At 74.5% G+C, this 17,445-nt stretch carries 21 protein-coding genes and 2 pseudogenes; 12 read left to right on the top strand and 11 right to left on the bottom strand.

Annotated elements, in window-relative coordinates:
* Position 1: 1 nt before the first annotated feature.
* The 3 genes and pseudogenes from ppk2 to G7075_RS17820 form a co-directional block, all read right to left on the bottom strand.
* Positions 2 to 898, bottom strand: coding sequence for a polyphosphate kinase 2 (gene ppk2 / locus G7075_RS17830; protein ID WP_166123822.1), 897 nt, complete (start codon positions 896 to 898; stop codon positions 2 to 4).
* A 116-nt stretch (positions 899 to 1,014) separates the two neighbouring features.
* Positions 1,015 to 1,464 (bottom strand): hypothetical protein, encoded by a 450-nt coding sequence (locus G7075_RS17825; protein ID WP_166123821.1) that lies wholly within the window; start codon positions 1,462 to 1,464, stop codon positions 1,015 to 1,017.
* A gap of 161 nt (positions 1,465 to 1,625) precedes the next feature.
* A pseudogene (locus G7075_RS17820) lies at positions 1,626 to 2,549 on the bottom strand (epimerase); the annotation flags it as partial.
* Between the two features lie 137 nt (positions 2,550 to 2,686).
* Here G7075_RS17820 and G7075_RS17815 point away from each other — a divergent pair.
* The 3 genes from G7075_RS17815 (at position 2,687) to G7075_RS17805 (ending at position 4,990) form a co-directional block, all read left to right on the top strand.
* Entirely contained in the window at positions 2,687 to 3,259 is a 573-nt protein-coding gene (locus G7075_RS17815; protein ID WP_166123820.1) for a GyrI-like domain-containing protein, read from the top strand.
* Positions 3,163 to 4,218, top strand: coding sequence for a zinc-binding dehydrogenase (locus G7075_RS17810; RefSeq protein ID WP_166123819.1), 1,056 nt, complete (start codon positions 3,163 to 3,165; stop codon positions 4,216 to 4,218). Before G7075_RS17815 ends, G7075_RS17810 begins: the two co-directional genes overlap by 97 nt.
* A 139-nt stretch (positions 4,219 to 4,357) precedes the next feature.
* A complete protein-coding gene (locus G7075_RS17805; RefSeq protein ID WP_205860563.1) occupies positions 4,358 to 4,990 on the top strand; it encodes a class I SAM-dependent methyltransferase in 633 nt (210 codons plus the stop codon).
* A gap of 14 nt (positions 4,991 to 5,004) precedes the next feature.
* Here G7075_RS17805 and G7075_RS17800 read toward each other — a convergent pair whose 3' ends face one another.
* The 3 genes from G7075_RS17800 to trxA all read right to left on the bottom strand — a co-directional run bounded on the left by G7075_RS17800 (position 5,005) and on the right by trxA (position 6,426).
* A complete protein-coding gene (locus tag G7075_RS17800; RefSeq protein ID WP_240917732.1) occupies positions 5,005 to 5,664 on the bottom strand; it encodes a bifunctional 2-polyprenyl-6-hydroxyphenol methylase/3-demethylubiquinol 3-O-methyltransferase UbiG in 660 nt (219 codons plus the stop codon).
* Positions 5,661 to 5,921 carry a metal-sensitive transcriptional regulator gene (locus tag G7075_RS17795; RefSeq protein ID WP_166123817.1) on the bottom strand — a complete coding sequence of 87 codons (261 nt, stop codon included), beginning with the start codon at positions 5,919 to 5,921 and terminating at the stop codon, positions 5,661 to 5,663. The genes G7075_RS17800 and G7075_RS17795 overlap by 4 nt, the downstream gene beginning before the upstream one ends.
* Positions 5,922 to 6,060: 139 nt before the next feature.
* Positions 6,061 to 6,426: a thioredoxin gene (trxA, locus tag G7075_RS17790; RefSeq protein WP_166123816.1), complete on the bottom strand. Its 366-nt coding sequence runs from the start codon at positions 6,424 to 6,426 to the stop codon at positions 6,061 to 6,063.
* Between the two features lie 138 nt (positions 6,427 to 6,564).
* On the opposite strand from trxA, the gene G7075_RS17785 reads away from it, so the two are divergent.
* Together G7075_RS17785 and G7075_RS17780 are read left to right on the top strand one after the other, a co-directional pair.
* Positions 6,565 to 7,566: a small ribosomal subunit Rsm22 family protein gene (locus G7075_RS17785; protein WP_166123815.1), complete on the top strand. Its 1,002-nt coding sequence runs from the start codon at positions 6,565 to 6,567 to the stop codon at positions 7,564 to 7,566.
* A gap of 63 nt (positions 7,567 to 7,629) precedes the next feature.
* Positions 7,630 to 7,914, top strand: a pseudogene (locus G7075_RS17780) (HU family DNA-binding protein); the annotation flags it as partial.
* A 102-nt stretch (positions 7,915 to 8,016) separates the two neighbouring features.
* Here G7075_RS17780 and ykgO read toward each other — a convergent pair.
* Genes ykgO through G7075_RS17765 form a run of 3 tightly spaced genes read right to left on the bottom strand, consistent with a single transcriptional unit; the run spans position 8,017 to position 9,424 of the window.
* Positions 8,017 to 8,139, bottom strand: a complete 123-nt coding sequence (gene ykgO / locus G7075_RS17775) for a type B 50S ribosomal protein L36 (RefSeq protein WP_166123813.1) — start codon at positions 8,137 to 8,139, stop codon at positions 8,017 to 8,019.
* Entirely contained in the window at positions 8,136 to 8,303 is a 168-nt protein-coding gene (rpmF, locus tag G7075_RS17770; protein WP_166123812.1) for a 50S ribosomal protein L32, read from the bottom strand. Before rpmF ends, ykgO begins: the two co-directional genes overlap by 4 nt.
* A 35-nt stretch (positions 8,304 to 8,338) precedes the next feature.
* Positions 8,339 to 9,424, bottom strand: coding sequence for a GTP-binding protein (locus tag G7075_RS17765; RefSeq protein ID WP_205860561.1), 1,086 nt, complete (start codon positions 9,422 to 9,424; stop codon positions 8,339 to 8,341).
* Between the two features lie 193 nt (positions 9,425 to 9,617).
* Between G7075_RS17765 and rpmB the strand changes: the two genes are divergently transcribed.
* From rpmB to G7075_RS17735, 6 genes are all read left to right on the top strand, one after another.
* Positions 9,618 to 9,854 carry a 50S ribosomal protein L28 gene (rpmB, locus tag G7075_RS17760; protein ID WP_166123811.1) on the top strand — a complete coding sequence of 79 codons (237 nt, stop codon included), beginning with the start codon at positions 9,618 to 9,620 and terminating at the stop codon, positions 9,852 to 9,854.
* Positions 9,854 to 10,024: a 50S ribosomal protein L33 gene (gene rpmG, locus G7075_RS17755; protein ID WP_166123810.1), complete on the top strand. Its 171-nt coding sequence runs from the start codon at positions 9,854 to 9,856 to the stop codon at positions 10,022 to 10,024. Before rpmB ends, rpmG begins: the two co-directional genes overlap by 1 nt.
* On the top strand, positions 10,024 to 10,329 hold the full coding sequence (gene rpsN / locus G7075_RS17750) for a 30S ribosomal protein S14 (RefSeq protein ID WP_166123809.1): 306 nt from the start codon (positions 10,024 to 10,026) through the stop codon (positions 10,327 to 10,329). Before rpmG ends, rpsN begins: the two co-directional genes overlap by 1 nt.
* Before the next feature lie 151 nt (positions 10,330 to 10,480).
* Positions 10,481 to 11,002 carry a YbhB/YbcL family Raf kinase inhibitor-like protein gene (locus G7075_RS17745; protein ID WP_166123808.1) on the top strand — a complete coding sequence of 174 codons (522 nt, stop codon included), beginning with the start codon at positions 10,481 to 10,483 and terminating at the stop codon, positions 11,000 to 11,002.
* A gap of 98 nt (positions 11,003 to 11,100) precedes the next feature.
* Entirely contained in the window at positions 11,101 to 12,579 is a 1,479-nt protein-coding gene (locus G7075_RS17740; RefSeq protein ID WP_166123807.1) for a gamma-aminobutyraldehyde dehydrogenase, read from the top strand.
* 28 nt (positions 12,580 to 12,607) lie between these two features.
* Complete coding sequence (locus G7075_RS17735) at positions 12,608 to 13,984, top strand: aspartate aminotransferase family protein (RefSeq protein WP_166123806.1); 1,377 nt, start codon at positions 12,608 to 12,610, stop codon at positions 13,982 to 13,984.
* Between the two features lie 106 nt (positions 13,985 to 14,090).
* Here G7075_RS17735 and G7075_RS17730 read toward each other — a convergent pair whose 3' ends face one another.
* On the bottom strand, positions 14,091 to 15,614 hold the full coding sequence (locus tag G7075_RS17730) for an MFS transporter (RefSeq protein ID WP_166123805.1): 1,524 nt from the start codon (positions 15,612 to 15,614) through the stop codon (positions 14,091 to 14,093).
* Positions 15,615 to 15,731: 117 nt separating this feature from the next.
* Here G7075_RS17730 and G7075_RS17725 point away from each other — a divergent pair, with 117 nt between their 5' ends.
* Entirely contained in the window at positions 15,732 to 16,700 is a 969-nt protein-coding gene (locus G7075_RS17725; protein ID WP_166123804.1) for a YafY family protein, read from the top strand.
* A 22-nt stretch (positions 16,701 to 16,722) separates the two neighbouring features.
* On the opposite strand, the gene G7075_RS17720 is transcribed toward G7075_RS17725, so the two are convergent.
* Positions 16,723 to 17,268 carry a hypothetical protein gene (locus tag G7075_RS17720; protein WP_166123803.1) on the bottom strand — a complete coding sequence of 182 codons (546 nt, stop codon included), beginning with the start codon at positions 17,266 to 17,268 and terminating at the stop codon, positions 16,723 to 16,725.
* Positions 17,269 to 17,445 lie beyond the last annotated feature (177 nt).

The following is a 17,445-nucleotide window of genomic DNA, read 5'->3' as shown; positions in this document are numbered from 1 at the left end:
GTCAGTCGCCGCCGGTGTGCTTGGCACGGCCGATGATCGTGGGGTCGGGCGCGTAGACGACCTGCGGGTCCTTGCCGGCGTAGTCGAACTGGTGGAGGAAGGCCCGCATCGCGTTGAGCCGGCACCGCTTCTTGTCGTTGCTCTTGACGGTGGTCCACGGGGCGTAGCGCTTGTCGGTGTGCTCGAACATCGCCTCCTTCGCGGCCGTGTAGGCGTCCCAGCGGTCGAGGCTCTCGAGGTCCATCGGCGACAGCTTCCACCGGCGCACGGGGTCGATCTGCCGGATGGCGAAGCGGGTGCGCTGCTCGTCGCGGGTCACCGAGAACCAGAGCTTGCTCACCGTCATCCCCTGCTCGATGAGCATCCGCTCGAACACCGGCGCCTGGCGCATGAACGTCGCGTACTCGTCGTCGGTGCAGAAGCCCATGACCCGCTCGACGCCGGCGCGGTTGTACCAGGACCGGTCGAACAGGACGATCTCGCCGGCGGTCGGGAGGTGCTGCACGTAGCGCTGGAAGTACCACTGCCCGCGCTCGACCTCGGTGGGCGCGGCGAGGGCGACGACCCGGGCGGCGCGCGGGTTGAGGTGCTCCATGAACCGCTTGATGGTGCCGCCCTTGCCCGCCGCGTCACGGCCCTCGAAGAGCAGGACGTGCTTGGCGCCGACGTCCTGGGTCCAGTACTGGAACTTCAGGAGCTCGATCTGGAGGAGGTACTTCTCGTCCTCGTACTCGTCACGGTCGAGCAGCTCGTCGTACGGGTAGTCGTCGCGCCAGGTCTCGACCGCCTGGCCGTCGGGGGCGATGAGCACGGGGTCCTCGCCCTTGCCGCCGCGCACGGTGTACCCCTCGGTGCGGAGCGTGTCGATGTACTCGCGCAGGTTCATCTTCTGGGCCATGGACCCATCCAAGCCGCGGGGAGCGGTTGCGCGGAAGGGCCTGTGCCGCACGACACCGGACGTTCACCTGCGGTCCTCGGCACGTGGTGGTCGGTCGAGTCGGGGTGACCACGCGGTCAGGGGGTGGTGGGGACGTCGAAGCCGTCGTCCATCGGGCCGTCGACGAGCTCGCCGGACGGGACGCCGGGGTAGACCTCCCCTGCGCTCGAGGAGATGTTCGCGAGGATCACCAGGGCGACGATGGCGACGAGCACGAACATCACGACGCCGACCGGGCTGCTCGGCAGGGAGCCGCCGCCGCGAGGACGAAGCCCGTGGAAGGGCGCGCCGTGGTGGATCTGCTGCTGGTGCATCCACGACGCCGAGCCCGGTCCGTCGAGGCCGCCGACCCCGAAGGGGTGGGTCGGGCTATCCGGACCGGCGCAGTCCGGGGTGCTGCCGACACCGGAACCGAAGGCGCTGCCGCCGGGGTCGGACCACCCACCCCCGGTGCCGGCGTCGAACCCACCGCCGAAACCGCCACCGGACCCGCCGTCGAAACCGCCACTGGCGCCGCCGTCGCTCATCGAAGCCCCTCCGCTCCCGCTCGTGGTGCACGTGCGTCGTGGAAAGACGTCCGTGACGGTCGAAGGGTTGCACGGCGCCCGGCCGGGTCGCTGCGGTTCCGTCCACGACACGACGCGTGAGGGCGGAGGTCGTCCGGGGCCCCGGCCGGAACCGCCGGCCGTCAGCGGGCGCGGACCTGACGGACGAGGTCCCGGGCCGCCTCGTCCCACGTCGGGTGCTGGAACTCGAAGCCCGCCTCCAGCAGCCGCCCCGGCACGACGCGCCGGCTCTTGAGCAACAGCTCGGTGTCGGTGCGCATCACGAACGCCCCGATCTCCGCCATCCACTCCGTCGCGGGCAGACCGGGCCGCCGCCCCCACGCCCGTCGCAGCCCGCGCATCAGGTCGCGCTGCGGGACCGGTTCGGGTGCGGCCAGGTTGACCGGGCCCTCGAGGTCCTCGCGCGCGAGCAGCAGCGAGACCGCGCGCACGAAGTCCTCGCCGTGGATCCACGACACGTACTGGTCACCGCCGGCGACCGGACCACCGAGCCCGAGCCGGGCCATGCACAGCATGACGTCGAGGACACCGCCGCGGTCCGGGCTCATGACCATCGCGGTCCGCAGGGCCACCCGTCGCGTCCCCGGCAGGGTCGCCTCCTGCTGCGCCGACTCCCACGCCCGGGCGATGCGCACGCTGTACTCCCAGTAGCCGGGCACCCCGGGCTCGTGCCCACCGATGACCCCGGTCGCCTCGTCGTTGGCCGCGTCGCGGCGGTCGGCGTAGATGGTCGCCGTGCTCATCTGCAGCCACACCCGCGGCGGGTTGGCCGCCTGCTCGATCGCCGCCCCGACGACGCGCGTCGACTCGACGCGCGAGTCCATCATCTGGTGCAGGTTCTCGGTCGTGTAGCGGCAGCTGACTGTGCGCCCGGCGAGGTTGACGACCGCATCGGCCCCGTCGACCTCGGCAGCCCAGTCGCCGAGCGTGCGCCCGTCCCATCCGACGTGCCGCACACCGGGTTCGAGCGGACCGGAGTGCCGGCTGAGCACGACGACCTCGTGACCCTCCGCCGCGAGCGCGCGCCGCAGGATGCCTCCGACCTGACCGGTTCCCCCGGGATGACCACCTTCACCCGACGAGCATAGGCGGCGGCCGCGTCAGGGCCGCGTGATCATCCGGACACGCCCGCTCCGGCCCCTGCGCGCGGTGGGAGCGTGGGAGTGGTGGCAGCGAGGAGACCATGATGACTGCGTTCACCCTCGAGCAGGTGCCGGCCACGACCGTCGCGACGATGCACCGCCGGGTGCCTGCCGCCGAGCTCCAGGACTTCTTCGGCTCGGCGTTCGAGCACGTCGCGGCGGCGGTCGGCGACGCGGGCGGCCACGTCGCCACCCCGCCCTTCGCGGAGTACCACGGGATGCCGACCGACACGGTGGACGTCTCCGTGGGGTTCCCGGTCGTCGGCGACGTGCACACGCCGGACGGCGGGGTCGCCCTCGCCGCTCGCCCGGGCGGACGGGCGGCGGTGGCCGAGCACGTCGGCCCGTACTCCGTTCTCGCGCAGGCCTGGCGTGACCTCCTGGGGTGGGTCGGCAGCCAGGGCCTGCACCCGACCGGCGGCATGTGGGAGGAGTACCTCACCGCCCCGAGGGCGACCCCGCCCACTGGCGCACCCGCGTCGTCGTCCTCGTCGCCTGAGGCTGGCACGCTGGGCGCGTGCGAGCCCTCGTCTACGACGCCTTCGGCGCGACCCCGCGCGTCACCGACCTGCCCGACCCGATCGCCCCGCCCGGCGGGGCGGTCGTGCGGGTGACGGCGACGGGCCTGTGCCGCAGTGACTGGCACGGCTGGTCGGGGCACGACCCGGACATCGCGACGTTCCCGCACACGCCGGGTCACGAGCTGGCCGGGGTCGTCGAGTCGGTGGGCGCCGGCGTCGACTCCGGATGGGTCGGTCGCGCCGTCACCGCGCCGTTCGTCCTCGCGTGTGGCGACTGCCCGACGTGTGCGGCGGGCGACGGCCAGGTCTGCCCGCACCAGCGCCAGCCGGGGTTCACCGACCCCGGGTCCTTCGCCGAGCGCGTCGTCGTCCACGCCGCGGAAACCAACCTCGTGGCCCTGCCCGACGACGTGCCGGCGACGGCCGCCGCCGGGCTCGGCTGTCGGGTCGCGACCGCCCACCGCGCCGTCGTGGCCCGCGGCCGGGTGGGTGCCGACGACACGGTCGTCGTGTTCGGCTGTGGCGGAGTCGGTCTCGCGGCGATCCAGGTCGCCGTCGGACGGGGCGCGCGGGTCTGCGGGGTCGACCTCGACCCGGGGTCCCGCGCGCTGGCCCGCGCGCTCGGCGCGGAGGTGGTGCTCGACGGCGCGCTCCCCGAGGCCGACCTCGTCGCCGCGGTGGCCGACTGGTCCGGCGGCGGCGCGCACGTCTCGGTCGACGCCGTCGGATCACCGGAGACCTGCCGCACGGGCGTCCTCGCGCTGCGGCGCCGCGGCCGGCACGTGCAGGTGGGCCTGCTGCCCCCGGTCGCCGGGCGCCCGGACGTCCCGATGGACCGGGTCATCGGCTGGGAGCTCGACGTCCTCGGCAGCCACGGGATGGCCGCCGCCGACTACCCCGGCCTGCTGGCCGACGTCGCGGCCGGTCGCCTCGACCTCGGGGCCCTCGTCGCACCGGGCGGACCCGTGGGGCTCGAGGAGGCGGGGCGGATGCTCGTGGCGATGGGCGACACGGCCTCCCGCGGAATGCAGCTCGTTGACCCCTCGCGCTGACCGAGCGCGGCGCCGAGAAGACCACCCGTCCCGGCGCCGCATGTCCGGCCGGACACTCTCGACGCTATACCCCGCGCCGTATCCACGCCGTGACGCGCGGCACAGCGCGGCCGGTCGTGGGAGGGGTCACACTGGGGCCGTGGGAGTGCGCCGCTGGTGGGACGAGCGCGCCCTGCCGCGGCTGACGCACCGCTCCTGCCAGGGGGCCGACGTCGACCGGTGGCGGGCGCCGGTCTGCCGCGCCGCGACGGGGGTCGTCCTCGACGTCGGGTTCGGCTCGGGACCGAACCTCGAGCACTACCCGTCAGCCGTCACGCGGGTGCTCGTCGCCGAGCCGTCGGACCTCGCCTGGGAGCTGTCCGGGCCCCGGCGCACCGCCTTCGAGCGGCCGGTGGAGCGCACGACCCTCGACGCCGCCGACCTGTCGGCGCTCGCCGACGGCTCGGTCGACACGGTCGTCACGGCGTGGTCGCTGTGCACGGTGCCGGAGGTGGACCGGGCTCTCGCGGAGGCGCTCCGCGTCCTGCGGCCCGGCGGGTCGCTGCGCTTCGTGGAGCACTCCCTCGCCCCCGACGCCGGAGCGGCGGGATGGCAGCGGCGGGTGCAACCGGTCTGGGGACGGGTGGCCGGCGGCTGCCACGTCGACCGCGACCTGCCCGCGACGATCGGGGCGGCGGGGTTCGTCGTCGAGCTCGAGCAGGCCCGGTACATCGCCCCGGGTCCGTTCCGGGCGTGGGGCTGGTTCGTCAGCGGCACCGCCCGGCCGCGCTGACCGGCGCGCGACGCTCAGGACCCGCCGGGGTGCACCTCGTCGGCCACCCGCCGGAGGACGACCACCGTGTCGAGCGCGGGGCGGTCCGCGCCGTCGACCGGTCGCTCGCGCAGCTCGGCCGAGACCACCTCGACGGGTAGGTCGGCGACGGCGGCCACGACCTCGTCGGGGTCGTGCAGCACCTCGGGGTCACGCGGACCCCCGACGCCCTCGGTGAGGTTCCGGGCGGCGTGGCAGACGACGAGGACGGTGCCGCCGGGCACGGCCGCCGCGACGCCGCCGGCCAGGGCGCGCGCCCACTCGGGTCCGGGGAGCTGGAGGTAGGCGAAGAGGACGAGGTCGTAGCCGTCACCGGTCGGCGGGGGCGGCGCGGGCTCCAGCGCGTCGGCGACGAGGGCCCGGAACGGCCCGGCACCGGGCGCGAGGCGCTCCGAGAGGCCACGGGCCCGCTCGACGGCCACGGGTGAGAAGTCGGCGGAGGTGGCGTCCCAGCCGCGCCCGGCCAGCCAGAGGGCGTTGCGGCCCTCACCGGCGGCCACGTCGAGGGCCAGGCCGGGCGCCAGCGGCGCGACGAGCTCCTCGACGAAGCGGTTGGGCTCGCTCGACCACACGAGGTCGGCCCCGGCGTAGCGCGCATCCCAGGCGGTGGCGTCCATCGTCGACACCCCGCTCACGCGAGGGAGAGGAAGAGCTTCTCCATCGACTCGACGTCCATGGTGCCGCCCTCGGGGTCGGTGATGCACTGGCGCAGCCCGAGGGCGATGACGGCGAAGCCGGCCCGGTCGAGCGCCTTCGAGACCGCCGCGAGCTGGGTGACGATGTCCTGGCAGTCGCGACCGTCGTCGATCATCTTGAGGATCCCGCCGATCTGCCCCTGCGCACGCTTGAGCCGCTTGACGACGGCCTGCATCTCGGTCTGGTCGAGCTCCATCGAGGAACCTCCTGCGGTGGTGGGCGGCGCGCCCGATGGTACCCGGGGAGGTACCCGGGAAGGGGTCTCGTGACGCGCCGTCCGACGCGTTCGGGCCGGTCGGCCGACCGTGGGCGCTGTTCGGCCGACGGACGGACGCTCAGCCCGCCGGCTGCGCGGCGACCTGTGCGCGGACCTCGTCCATGTCGAGGGCGCGGATGCCCTCGACGACCTGCTCGAGGGCCGCGGGCGGCAGGGCGCCGGCCTGGCGGAAGACGAGGATGCCGTCGCGGAAGCCCATGAGCGTGGGGATCGAGCTGATCTGGGCGGCACCGGCGAGCGCCTGCTCGGCCTCGGTGTCGACCTTGCCGAACACGACGTCCTCGTGCGTCTCGCTCGAGGCCTCGAAGGTCGGGGCGAACTGGCGGCACGGGCCGCACCACGACGCCCACCAGTCGACGAGGACGATTCCCTCGTCGCCGACGGTCTTCTCGAAGGTCTCGGCCGTGAGCTCCACGGTGGCCATCTGTCTGCTCCTCGCAGTCGGTGTCGATCGGTCAGCCGATGCCCAGCATACCCCTCCGGGTATTGGTGCGGGCACCGGTCCTGTGGGAGAGAACGCCTGCAGGGCCCCGGATCATCCCTCCCGGGCAGGATGGGCGCCGTGTCCACCGCCCTGAACCGCGCCCTGGAGGCGGTGCTCGAGGCCGCCGACACGGAGGCGCTGCGCCGCTCGACGGCCCGCCTCATCGAGGTCTACCGCTCCGGCGCGCCGCCCGAGCGGCAGGTGCTGCGCGACCCCGTCAGCGCGGCCGCGTACGCCGCCTACCGGATGCCCGCCACCCACGCCGCGGTGGCCCGCGTGCTGCGGCACGCGCTCGACGTGGCACCGGACCTGCCCACCGCCTCGCTGCTCGACCTGGGGGGCGGGACGGGGGCGGCGGCCTGGGCGGTCGCGGACGCCGTCGACGACCTCGAGCACGTCGAGGTCGTCGACGGGTCCGCCGACGCCCTGGCGCTCGGCCGGCGGCTCGGACAGCACGGGCCTCCGCCCCTGGCCGGCGCACGGTGGACCCACCGCGACCTGGCCGCCGGCGCTTCCCTCCCGGCCGCGGACCTCGTGACGGTCAGCTACGTCCTCGGGGAGCTGCCCGGCGAGCTGCCGGCGCGCGTCGTCGACGCCGCGGCCGCCGCGGGACGCACCGTGGTCGTCGTCGAGCCCGGGACGCCGCGCGGGTTCGGGGCGGTGCTGGCCGCCCGGGAGCGGCTGCTCGCCGCGGGCCTGCACCTCCTCGCCCCCTGCCCGCACGAGGCCGCCTGCCCGCTCGCCGCTGCGGGCGACTGGTGCCACCTCGCCGTCCGCCTCGACCGCACCGCGCTGCACCGCCGGCTCAAGGGGGCGGCCCTCGGCCACGAGGACGAGAAGGTGTCCTACGTCGTGGCGACCCGCGACCCGGCCCACGCGCGCGCCCTGCCGGCCGGACGGGTGCTGCGCCTTCCCGTCAAGCGCAAGGGACTCGTGCAGCTCGAGGTGTGCCACGCCGACGGCACGGCCGGCCGCGAGCTCGTGACGCGGCGCGACCCGCCGAGGTACCGCGCCGCCCGGCACGTGGCCCAAGGGGGCGGTGGCCGGAGGCGGGAACGGACGCGCCAGACTGGCCGTTGACGCCGCCGGACGGTTTCCGGCGGTAGCGTCGGACGTTCACGACCAACCGCACAACCCAGGAAAGGTCCCATGTCGACCAAGAAGGACATCGCCCAGGCCGTCGCTTCGCGCACGGACGTCTCCGCGTCCGCCGCCGAGGAGATCATCAACGCGGCATTCGACGTCGTCGCCGAGCACCTCGCCAAGGGCGAGGACGTCAAGCTCGCCGGCTTCGGCAGCTTCGAGACCCGCGCCCGCGCCGCGCGCACCGGCCGCAACCCGCAGACCGGCGAGGAGATCCAGATCGCCGCCTCGACGTCGGTCGGCTTCAAGGCCGCCGCGCAGCTCAAGCGCGCCGTCAACGGCTGACCCACGCAGCACCCCGTGACGGGGCGTCGACCATCCGGTCGGCGCCCCGTCCGGCGTCCCCGCAGGCCGCCCTCCGGGGAGCGGCGGCCGCCGTCGCGGGACTCAGCCCTGGCGGGCCTTGAACCGCGGGTCGAGCCGGTTGATGACGTAGACCCTCCCCCGGCGCCGGACGACCTGCGACCCCGGGGCCTTCTTCAGGGAGCGGATGCTCGAGCGCACCTTCATCGGACCTCCACCCGCCCCCGCGCGACGGCACGCACCAGGCGGCGTGGGACGACGACCTCGCGGCCGTCGACGGTCACGGGGACGAGATCGGGCGCGACGGCCCTCCAGTTCGCCCGGCGGTGACGGGTGTTGCTGCGCGACGTGCGGCGCTTGGGGACGGCCACGGGCCTGCTCCTTCGGTCGGGACTGCGGTGGTGGGTCAGGCGACCCGGTGGATGGGGCCGAGCCAGGGCTCGAGGCCGTCGGCGGCGACGTCCCAGAAGGGCCCGCGCGCCTCGAGCTCGGCGTCGGTGAGGAGGCACTCGCCGAAGACCCGGCGCAGCTCCTCGCGGGCGTCGTCCTCGCGCAGGCCGGTGACGAGCAGCCGCGTCATCGGGCGGGAACGCCCCCACTCCCCCTGGAGCCCGACGCTCAGCTGCCCGCCGGCGCCGTCCCAGACGCCGATGGCTCCGGGCCGGCTGGCCAGCCAGAAGCATCCGCGCGAGCGGAACGGCCCACCGCCGAGGACGTCGACCCGCTCGCGCAGGCGCTGCGGGTGCAGGGGCCGGTCGGCCACGAGCTCGAGGCTCCACACGTGGTGGCCCTCCCCGACCCGGCTCGGACCCTCGTGCACCTCACCGACCCACGCCTCGGTGGCGTCGTGGTCGTGGAGGCCGGGCAGCAGCCGGTCGGCGCGCAGGCCCGGCCAGTCCCGCGTGACGAGGGCACCGGGGCGGGCGAGATGTCGGGCCAGCTCGACGGCGGCGTCCGGGGTCTCACCGAAGAGGGCGACGAGGTCGGCGTACTCGACCATCCCGCCGAGCACCTCGCCGACACCGCGCCGGTCGGACTCCAGGGTGCCGAGGTCGCGCTCCGGCAGGATCTCGTCGCCGAGGAGGTCGTCGAGGGCCGCCGTGCCGTCGAGCGCGGCGACGACGCCGGCGATCCGCACGCTCGGCGCCGCCGCGGGGTCCCAGCCCAGGACCCGGCAGACGGACAGGCCGTCGGCGGCGACCGGGAGGTGGGCGACGACCGCCCCCCAGCGGCCGAGTGCACCGAGGCGCTCGAGGGTGGGCAGGACGTCCTCGCGGACCGCGCAGCTGGCGCACGCGTGCTCGAGCGGGACGACCTCACGCTCGAGGAGCCCGGTGAGGTCGCTGACCGTGCGCACGAGCTGCCCGGCGGCGGCGTCGAGGTCGTGCCGGACGACGACGGCGTCCGGGAGGTCGAACTGGAGGCCGATGGTCGCGGCCGCCATCGAGTCGGCGTGCAGGCCGGTCACGAGGAACACCGGAACGCGGCTCACGACGCACCCCCGGGGCCGTCGGTGGAGCGGGTCGGGGACGTCGCGCCGGTCGAGCGGACGCCCTGGACGACCGACTCGTGGCGCGGGGGGATGCCGGGTCGCACGGGGCTGCCTCTCGTTCGGAATAGATTGATAACGGTTCTCATTCTATGTCATGGTGGTCGCACCCCGCAACCACCCGAGAGGTCCGCCGATGTCCCGCACCTGCCAGGTGACCGGAGCCGTCCCCGGCTTCGGCCACTCCATCTCGCACTCGCACCGTCGGACGAAACGTCGCTTCGACGTCAACGTCCAGCGGAAGCGCTACTGGGTCCCGAGCCTGCGGCGCCATGTGCGGCTGACGGTGTCGGCACGGAACATCCGGACCATCGACGCCCGCGGCATCGACGCGGTCGTCGCCGACCTGCTCCGGAAGGGAGTGAGGCTCTGATGGCCAAGAAGTCCTCCGACGTCCGCCCCAAGATCGTCCTGCGCTCGAGTGCGGGGACGGGCACGAGCTACGTCACCGAGAAGAACCGCCGCAACGACCCCGACCGCCTCGTGCTGCGCAAGTACGACCCGAGGGTGCGCCGGCACGTCGAGTTCAAGGAGTCGCGCTGATGGCGAGGCGCAGCCTGCGCGCTGCCGACGACCGGCGGCGCGCGGTGGTCACCCGGTACGCCGAGCGGCGGACCGCCCTCCGGGAGGCGGCCCGCGACCCGCGCGCGAGCGAGGAGGCTCGGGCAGCAGCCCGGCTCGCGCTCCGGCGGCTGCCCCGCGACGCCTCCCCGACCCGGCTCGTCAACCGCGACGTCGTCGACGGCCGGCCCCGCGCGGTGTACCGCGCGTTCGGGCTCTCGCGCATCCGGCTGCGCGAGATGGCCCACCGTGGTGAGCTGCCGGGGGTCACCACCAGCTCCTGGTGAGCCCCCGGCCGGCCCTCCGGAACCCCGACTGATTGCCCAGAACCCACCCCGAGGGCGCTCCCACGGCCCCTCGGAGGTGGGTGATGGGCAATAAGTCGGGGAGGTCGGGGTTGGACCGCGGACCTGACCCCGATGCGAAGGAGCACCCGGCATGAGCCTGGACCGCCCGGTCACCCCGAACCCCTACGACCTGCTGCCCCGGGTCGCCTCGTTCACCGTGACGAGCGAGGACGTCACCGACGGCGCACCGCTGGCCGACGCCCAGGTCGCCGACCAGGGCAACACCTCCCCGCAGCTGTCGTGGAGCGGCGCGCCCGAGGGGACGCAGTCCTACGTCGTGACGATGTTCGACCCGGACGCGCCCACCCCGTCGGGCTTCTGGCACTGGGTCCTCGTCGACCTCCCGGCCGACGTGACCTCGCTCGAGGCCGGCGCCGCGGCGGGCGAGCTGCCCGGCCGCGCCTTCCACGTCCGCAACGACACCGGGGAGGCCGGCTTCACCGGTGCCGCCCCGCCGGAGGGCGACCAGGTCCACCGCTACTACGTGGTGGTGCACGCCGTCTCCGAGCCGTCCCTCGGGGTCGACGCCGACGCCTCGCCGGCCGTCGTGTCGTTCGACCTCGCCTTCAAGACCCTCGGCCGGGCGATCATCCACGGGACCTACCAGCACTGATGACGGCAGCCGTCGCCGAACTCAGCGACGGAATCCGCGGCCGATCCGGGCCCACGCTGGCCTTTCCGGCAGCGGCGTGGGCCCGTATGCTCGCGAGCATGCACCAGTACATCGACGGTGAGCGGCGCGCCGCGAGCACCGGGGAGACCTTCGACGTCCTCGACCCCAGCACCGACGAGGTGCTCGAGACCGTCACGCTGGCCGGCCCCGACGACGTCGACGCCGCCGTGGCCTCGGCCCGCACCGCCTTCGCGGAGTGGTCGCGCGCGACGCCGCTCGAGCGGGCCACCGTCCTCACGAAGGCCGCCGCCCTCCTCGACGAGCGGGCCGAGGAGCTCGCGCAGCTGGAGGCCCGCCAGGCCGGCAAGCCCATCCGGCTGGCCCGCGAGTTCGACGTCCCCGGCACCGTCGACAACACCGCGTTCTTCGGGGCCGCCGCCCGCCGCCTCGACGGGATGGCCAGTGCCGAGTACTCCGGCAGCCACACGAGCTCGGTCCGGCGCGAGCCCATCGGCGTCGTCGGCTCGATCGCCCCGTGGAACTACCCGCTGCAGATGGCCGGCTGGAAGGTCCTGCCGGCCATCGCCGCCGGCAACACGATCGTCCTCAAGCCGGCCGAGATCACCCCGCTCACCTCGCTCCTGTTCGCCGAGGCGTTCACCGAGGCCGGGGCGCCGGCGGGGGTCGTCAACGTCGTCACGGGCACCGGCGCCGTCGCCGGACAGCACCTCGTCGGGCACCCCGACGTCGACATGACCTCGTTCACGGGCTCCACGGCCGTCGGGCGGCAGGTGATGGCCACCGCGGCGCAGACCGGCAAGCGGGTGCACCTCGAACTGGGCGGCAAGGCCCCCTTCGTCGTCTTCGACGACGCCGACCTCGAGGCCGCGGTGCACGGCGCGGTCGCCGCCACCCTCATCAACGCCGGCCAGGACTGCACCGCCGCCACCCGCGCGATCGTCCACCGCTCGGTGCACGACGCGTTCGTCGCGGGCGTCGCCGACCTCATGGCCGCCGTCCGCCTCGGGCTGACCGCCGACGAGGCCACCGACCTCGGGCCGCTCTCCTCGCGCGGGCACCTCGAGAAGGTCGCGGGGATGGTCGAGCGGGCCCGCGGCTACGCGAAGGTCGTCACCGGCGGGGCCTCACCGGGCGGCGAGCTGGCCCGCGGCTACTACTACGAGCCCACCCTCGTCAGCGACGTCCCGCTCGACTGCGAGCTGTGGCGCGACGAGGTGTTCGGCCCGGTCCTCGCCGTCGTCGCGTTCGACGACGACGACGAGGCGATCCGGCTGGCCAACGACACCGAGTACGGCCTCGCCGCGTCGGCCTGGACCCGCGACACCTACCGTGCCGGTCGCGCCTCGCGCGAGATCGCGGCAGGCTGCGTGTGGGTCAACGACCACATCCCGATCATCAGCGAGATGCCGCACGGTGGGTACAAGCACTCCGGCTTCGGCAAGGACATGTCCGCGTACTCGTTCGACGAGTACACGAACGTCAAGCACGTCATGCACGACATCACCGGTGAGGCCCACAAGGCCTGGCACCGGACGATCTTCACCCTGCCGGGCTGACCCGGACCGACCGACCGAAAGGCCACCGATGACCGAGTTCGCCTCCCCCGCAGTGCAGCCCGACCCCGACAAGGGCGCTCGCGTCGCGCACGACGACCGCGCGCACGTCTTCCACTCCTGGTCGGCGCAGGCCCAGATCAGCCCCCTGCCGATCGCCGGCGCCTCGGGCAGCCACTTCTGGGACTTCGAGGGCACGAAGTACCTCGACTTCTCGAGCCAGCTCGTCAACGTCAACATCGGCTACCAGCACCCGAAGCTCGTCGCGGCCATCCAGGAGGCCGCGGCCCGCCAGTGCACCATCGCCCCGAGCTTCGCCGACGAGTCGCGCTCCGAGGCGGCCCGGATGATCGCCGAGCGCGCGCCGGGCTCGCTCGACAAGGTGTTCTTCACCAACGGCGGCGCCGAGGCCACCGAGAACGCGATGCGGATGGCCAAGCTGCACACCGGGCGCCACAAGGTCCTCACGACGTACCGCAGCTACCACGGGGCGACGGCGGCCTCCATCGTCGCCACCGGCGACCCGCGCCGCTGGGCCAACGAGCCGGGGATGACCGGCATCGTGCACTTCTGGGGTCCGTACCCGTACCGCTCGCAGTTCCACGCCGACAGCGCCGAGCAGGAGTGCGAGCGCGCCCTGCAGCACCTGCGTGACGTGCTCATGGTCGAGGGGCCGCAGACCGTCGCGGCGATCATGCTCGAGACCGTCGTCGGCACCAACGGCATCCTCGTGCCGCCGGACGGCTACCTCGCCGGGGTCCGGGCGATCTGCGACGAGTTCGGCATCGTCTACATCGCCGACGAGGTGATGGCCGGCTTCGGGCGCTGCGGCGAGTGGTTCGCCGTCGACCACTGGGGCGTCACGCCCGACCTCATCTGCTTCGCCAAGGGCGTCAACTCCGGGTACGTCCCGCTCGGCGGCGTCGTCATCTCCGCCGAGATCGCCGCGACCTTCGACGACCGGGTCTTCCCCGGCGGCCTCACCTACTCGGGCCACCCGCTGGCCTGCGCCTCGGCCGTCGCGTCGATGCGGATCTTCGACGAGGAGGGCATCCTCGAGAACGTCCGCAAGGTGAGCGACACGGTCATCGCGCCGCGGCTGGCCGAGATCGCCGAGAGGCACCCCAGCGTCGGCGAGGTGCGCGGGCTCGGGTTCTTCTGGGCCCTCGAGCTCGTCAAGGACCCCGTGACGCGCGAGCCGCTCGTGCCGTACAACGCCGCGGGTCCGTCGGCCGGACCGATGAACGAGCTCGCCGCCGCGTGCAAGGCCGAGGGGCTCTGGCCGTTCACGCACTTCAACCGCACCCACGTCGTGCCGCCGTGCACGACGACCGCCGAGGAGATGGCCGAGGGCCTCGACATCCTCGACCGCGCGCTCGACGTCACCGACCGGCACGTCACCGCCTGACCCCACCCGTCACCACTTTTCCGCCGGATGCCGGAACCTTCAGCGACCGACCCCTTGCACGGGGTCGGTCGCTGAAGGTTCTGGCAGATCGGGGTCGCGGCGCCCCTCAGTGGCCGCCGCCGCCGACGCGGGCGCGGCGGGGCAGGAGCCACGCGAGCACCCAGGCCACCGCGACCAGCCCGACGGTGAGCAGCAGTGTGTTCTCGGCCGCGAGCAGGTGCCGCCCGGCGGCCAGGGCGGCCCGGGGCCCACCCGCCTCGAGGTCGTAGACGTGGAAGAAGACCGTCGCGAGGCCGGCGATGCCGAGGGATGCCCCGAGCTGCTCGGTGGCGCTGAGCAGCCCTGTCGCGGAACCCACCTCGTGATCCTCGATGCCGCCGAGCACGATCGAGAACAGCGGCACGAAGATCATCCCCATCCCGAGGCCGAAGAGCGCCAGCCCGGGCGACAGCGCCCAGACCCCGACGTCGGTGCCGCGCGACCCGTCGAGCGCCCACCACAGGACGAGGCAGCCGACGGCCATGATCGCGGTGCCGACGTGGAGGATCGGACGCCCGAGGTTCTCCGCCGCCCACGAGCCCACGCCCGCCCCGACGAACGAGCCCACGGCCAGCGCCGAGAGGCAGAGGCCGGCGTCGAGCGCGGACTTGCCGAGGCCGACCTGGAGGAAGACGCCGACGACGAACTGGAGCCCGACGACGGCGCCGAAGAACACGGCCATGAAGACGATGCCGGCGACGTACGAGCGGTTGCGCAGCACGCTCGGCTCGAGCACGGGCGCCGCACCCCGGGCGACCCGGACCCGCTGGTGCCGGACGAAGACGGCGAGCAGCGGCACGGTGGCGAGCAGCATCCCGAAGACCCAGAGCGGCCAGCCGAGCGCGCGCCCCTCGACGAGGGGGTAGGTGAGCAGGAGGCTGACCGCGGCCAGGACGAGGGTGCCGACGACGTCGAGGCGCGCACCGGCGGTGGGGGCGCCGGCGGGAAGGACCTTCCGCCCGAGGACGAGGGCGAAGAGGCCGAGCGGCACGTTGATGAGGAAGAGCGAGCGCCAGCCGGTGCCGAACGCGTCGAGCTGCATCAGCCCGCCGGCGATGACCGGGCCCGCCACGAGCGAGAGGCCGATCGCCGGGCCCATCGCCCCCATCGCCCTCCCGACCCGGGCCGGCGTGAACATCTCGCGGATGAGCCCGAAGCACTGCGGCACCATCGTCGCGGCGGCCAGGCCCTGGAGGGCGCGGCCGACGACGAGGGCGTCGGCGGTCGGCGCCGCCGCGCAGGCCACCGAGGTGAGGACGAACCCGACGAGGCCGCCGAGGAGCATCCGCCGGCGCCCGAGCACGTCGCCGAGCCGGGCCGACGCGACGAGCCCGACGGCCAGGGCCAGCGTGTACGCGGCGGCCACCCACTCCAGGGCCGCGGTGGACATCCCGAGGTCGGCGCGGATGGCGGGCGCCGCGACGTTGACGATCGTGCTGTCGAGGATGTTGAGGACGGTCGCCGTGAGCACGACGGCGAAGCCGAGCCAGGTGCGCCGCGGGATGGGAGGCGCTGCGGCCGTGGGGTCCTCGGCGGTCGCGGCCCTCGCGTCGACGCCCTCCGGCGGGGCCGGGGTCGTGGTGGTCGTCATGGTGGTCTCCTTCGGTGCTCCGGCGGTCCACGGCGGTGGTCGTCCGTGGCGGTCGACGCCGACGCTAGGAGCCCATCAGGCACGTTCCGTTCCTCATTCGTCGCTAACCTCGGGGACATGTCCGAGACCTCCGCCCGGCTCCTCCGGCTGCTGTCGCTGCTCCAGACGCCGCGCGAGTGGCCCGGTCCCGAGCTCGCCGAGCGGCTGCACGTCAGCCAGCGCACGGTCCGCAACGACGTCGCCCGGCTGCGCGACCTCGGGTACCCCGTCGACGCCACGCGCGGTTCGGTGGGTGGGTACCGGCTGGCAGCCGGCACGGCGATGCCGCCGCTGCTGCTCGAGGACGACGAGGCGGTGGCCGTCGCCGTCAGCCTGCGGACGGCGGGCGGCGGCGGCGTCGCCGGGCTCGACGAGTCGGCGGTGCGGGCGCTGACCAAGCTCCAGCAGGTCCTGCCCGGACGGTTGCGCGGCCAGGTCGAGGCGCTCGGGGCGGCGACCTCGCGGGCCGAGCCCGGGCGGCGGCGGCAGACCCCGGTCGACGGCGCGCTGCTCGCCGACCTCGCCGCGGCGGCCGGTGCCCGTGAGGTCGTCCGGTTCGGGTACGCCGACCACGCCGGGACCGGCACCGAGCGACGCGTCGAGCCCTACCGCCTCGTCACGCTCGGGCAGCGCTGGTACCTCGTCGCCTGGGACCTCGGGCGGGAGGACTGGCGCACCTTCCGGGTCGACCGGGTGCGGGAGGCGCGCTCGGTCGGGCACCGGTTCCGGGCCCGGCCGCTGCCCGCCGACGACGTCGCCGGATGGGTCGCGCAGAAGACCCGGCAGGTGCTGCACCGCACGACGGCCCGGGTCGCGGTGCACGCCCCGGCCGCCGACGTCGAGGCGCGGCTGGGGCACTGGGTCGAGGGCACCGTGGAGGCCGGCCGACCGGACCGCTGCGTGGTCCGGCTGGCCGGCCCGAGCATCGAGGGCACCGCCTTCTGGCTCGGCACGCTCGGGTGCGACGTCGAGGTGCTCGAGCCGCCGGAGCTCGCCCAGGCGATGCGCGTCCTCGGCGAGCGCTACCTCCGGGCGTCCGGGGCCTGACCTCCCGGCGCGGGCGGTGCGCTCAGGTGGCGCTGGGGGACGCGGAGGGCGACGGCGACGGGTTGACCGGCTTCTCCGGCAGGGTGACGCCGCAGGTCTTCGCGGCGGCGGCGAGGTCGGCGCGCACGGCCTGGCGCTGCTCCTTGGTCAGCGGGCCCCACGGCCGGGTGACCTTGGCGTCGTCGAGGCACTGCTTCTGGCTGTCGGAGAGGCCGTTCCAGAACGCGCGGGCCTTCGGGAACGGCAGCTCGACGCCGCACTGCTGCGCCGCCGCCGTCACCTGGTCCCGCAGGGCCTTGCGCTGTGCGTCGTCGAGGGGGCCGACCGGCCGGGTGACCTTCGCGTCCTGGAGGCACTGGCGCTGGGTGTCGGTGAGGTCCTTCCACCACTTCCGCGCGCCGTGGCGCAGGGCGGTGGTCGAGGCCTCGGTGCTGCCCGCCTCGTCGGCGGCGGCGGACACCGCGGCGACGGGCGTGGGCGCGGCGGTCGCGCTCGTGGCGACGATGCCGGTCGTGACGGCGGCGCCGCCGACGGCGAGTGCGACGAGGGAGGTGCGGAGGGCGGGCATCGGGTGCTCCTTGCGGGTCGGGGTGGCCGGGACGGTCCCGGTGACGTCGACCACCGTCCCGCCGCCGCCTCGGGAGCACCCCGGGCGCACCTCGTGACTTCCTGAAGGAGCGGGCCGCGGGTCCCGGCGGCGGGTGCATCAGGAGCCGTTCCCCGGGCATCAGGTGTCCGTGAGGGC

It is taken from the genome of Phycicoccus sp. HDW14 (genome assembly GCF_011383005.1).
Taxonomy (GTDB): Bacteria; Actinomycetota; Actinomycetes; order Actinomycetales; family Dermatophilaceae; genus Phycicoccus.
The sequence above is the reverse complement of the archived record's forward strand: the minus strand, read 5'-3'. Positions and strand labels throughout refer to the sequence as shown.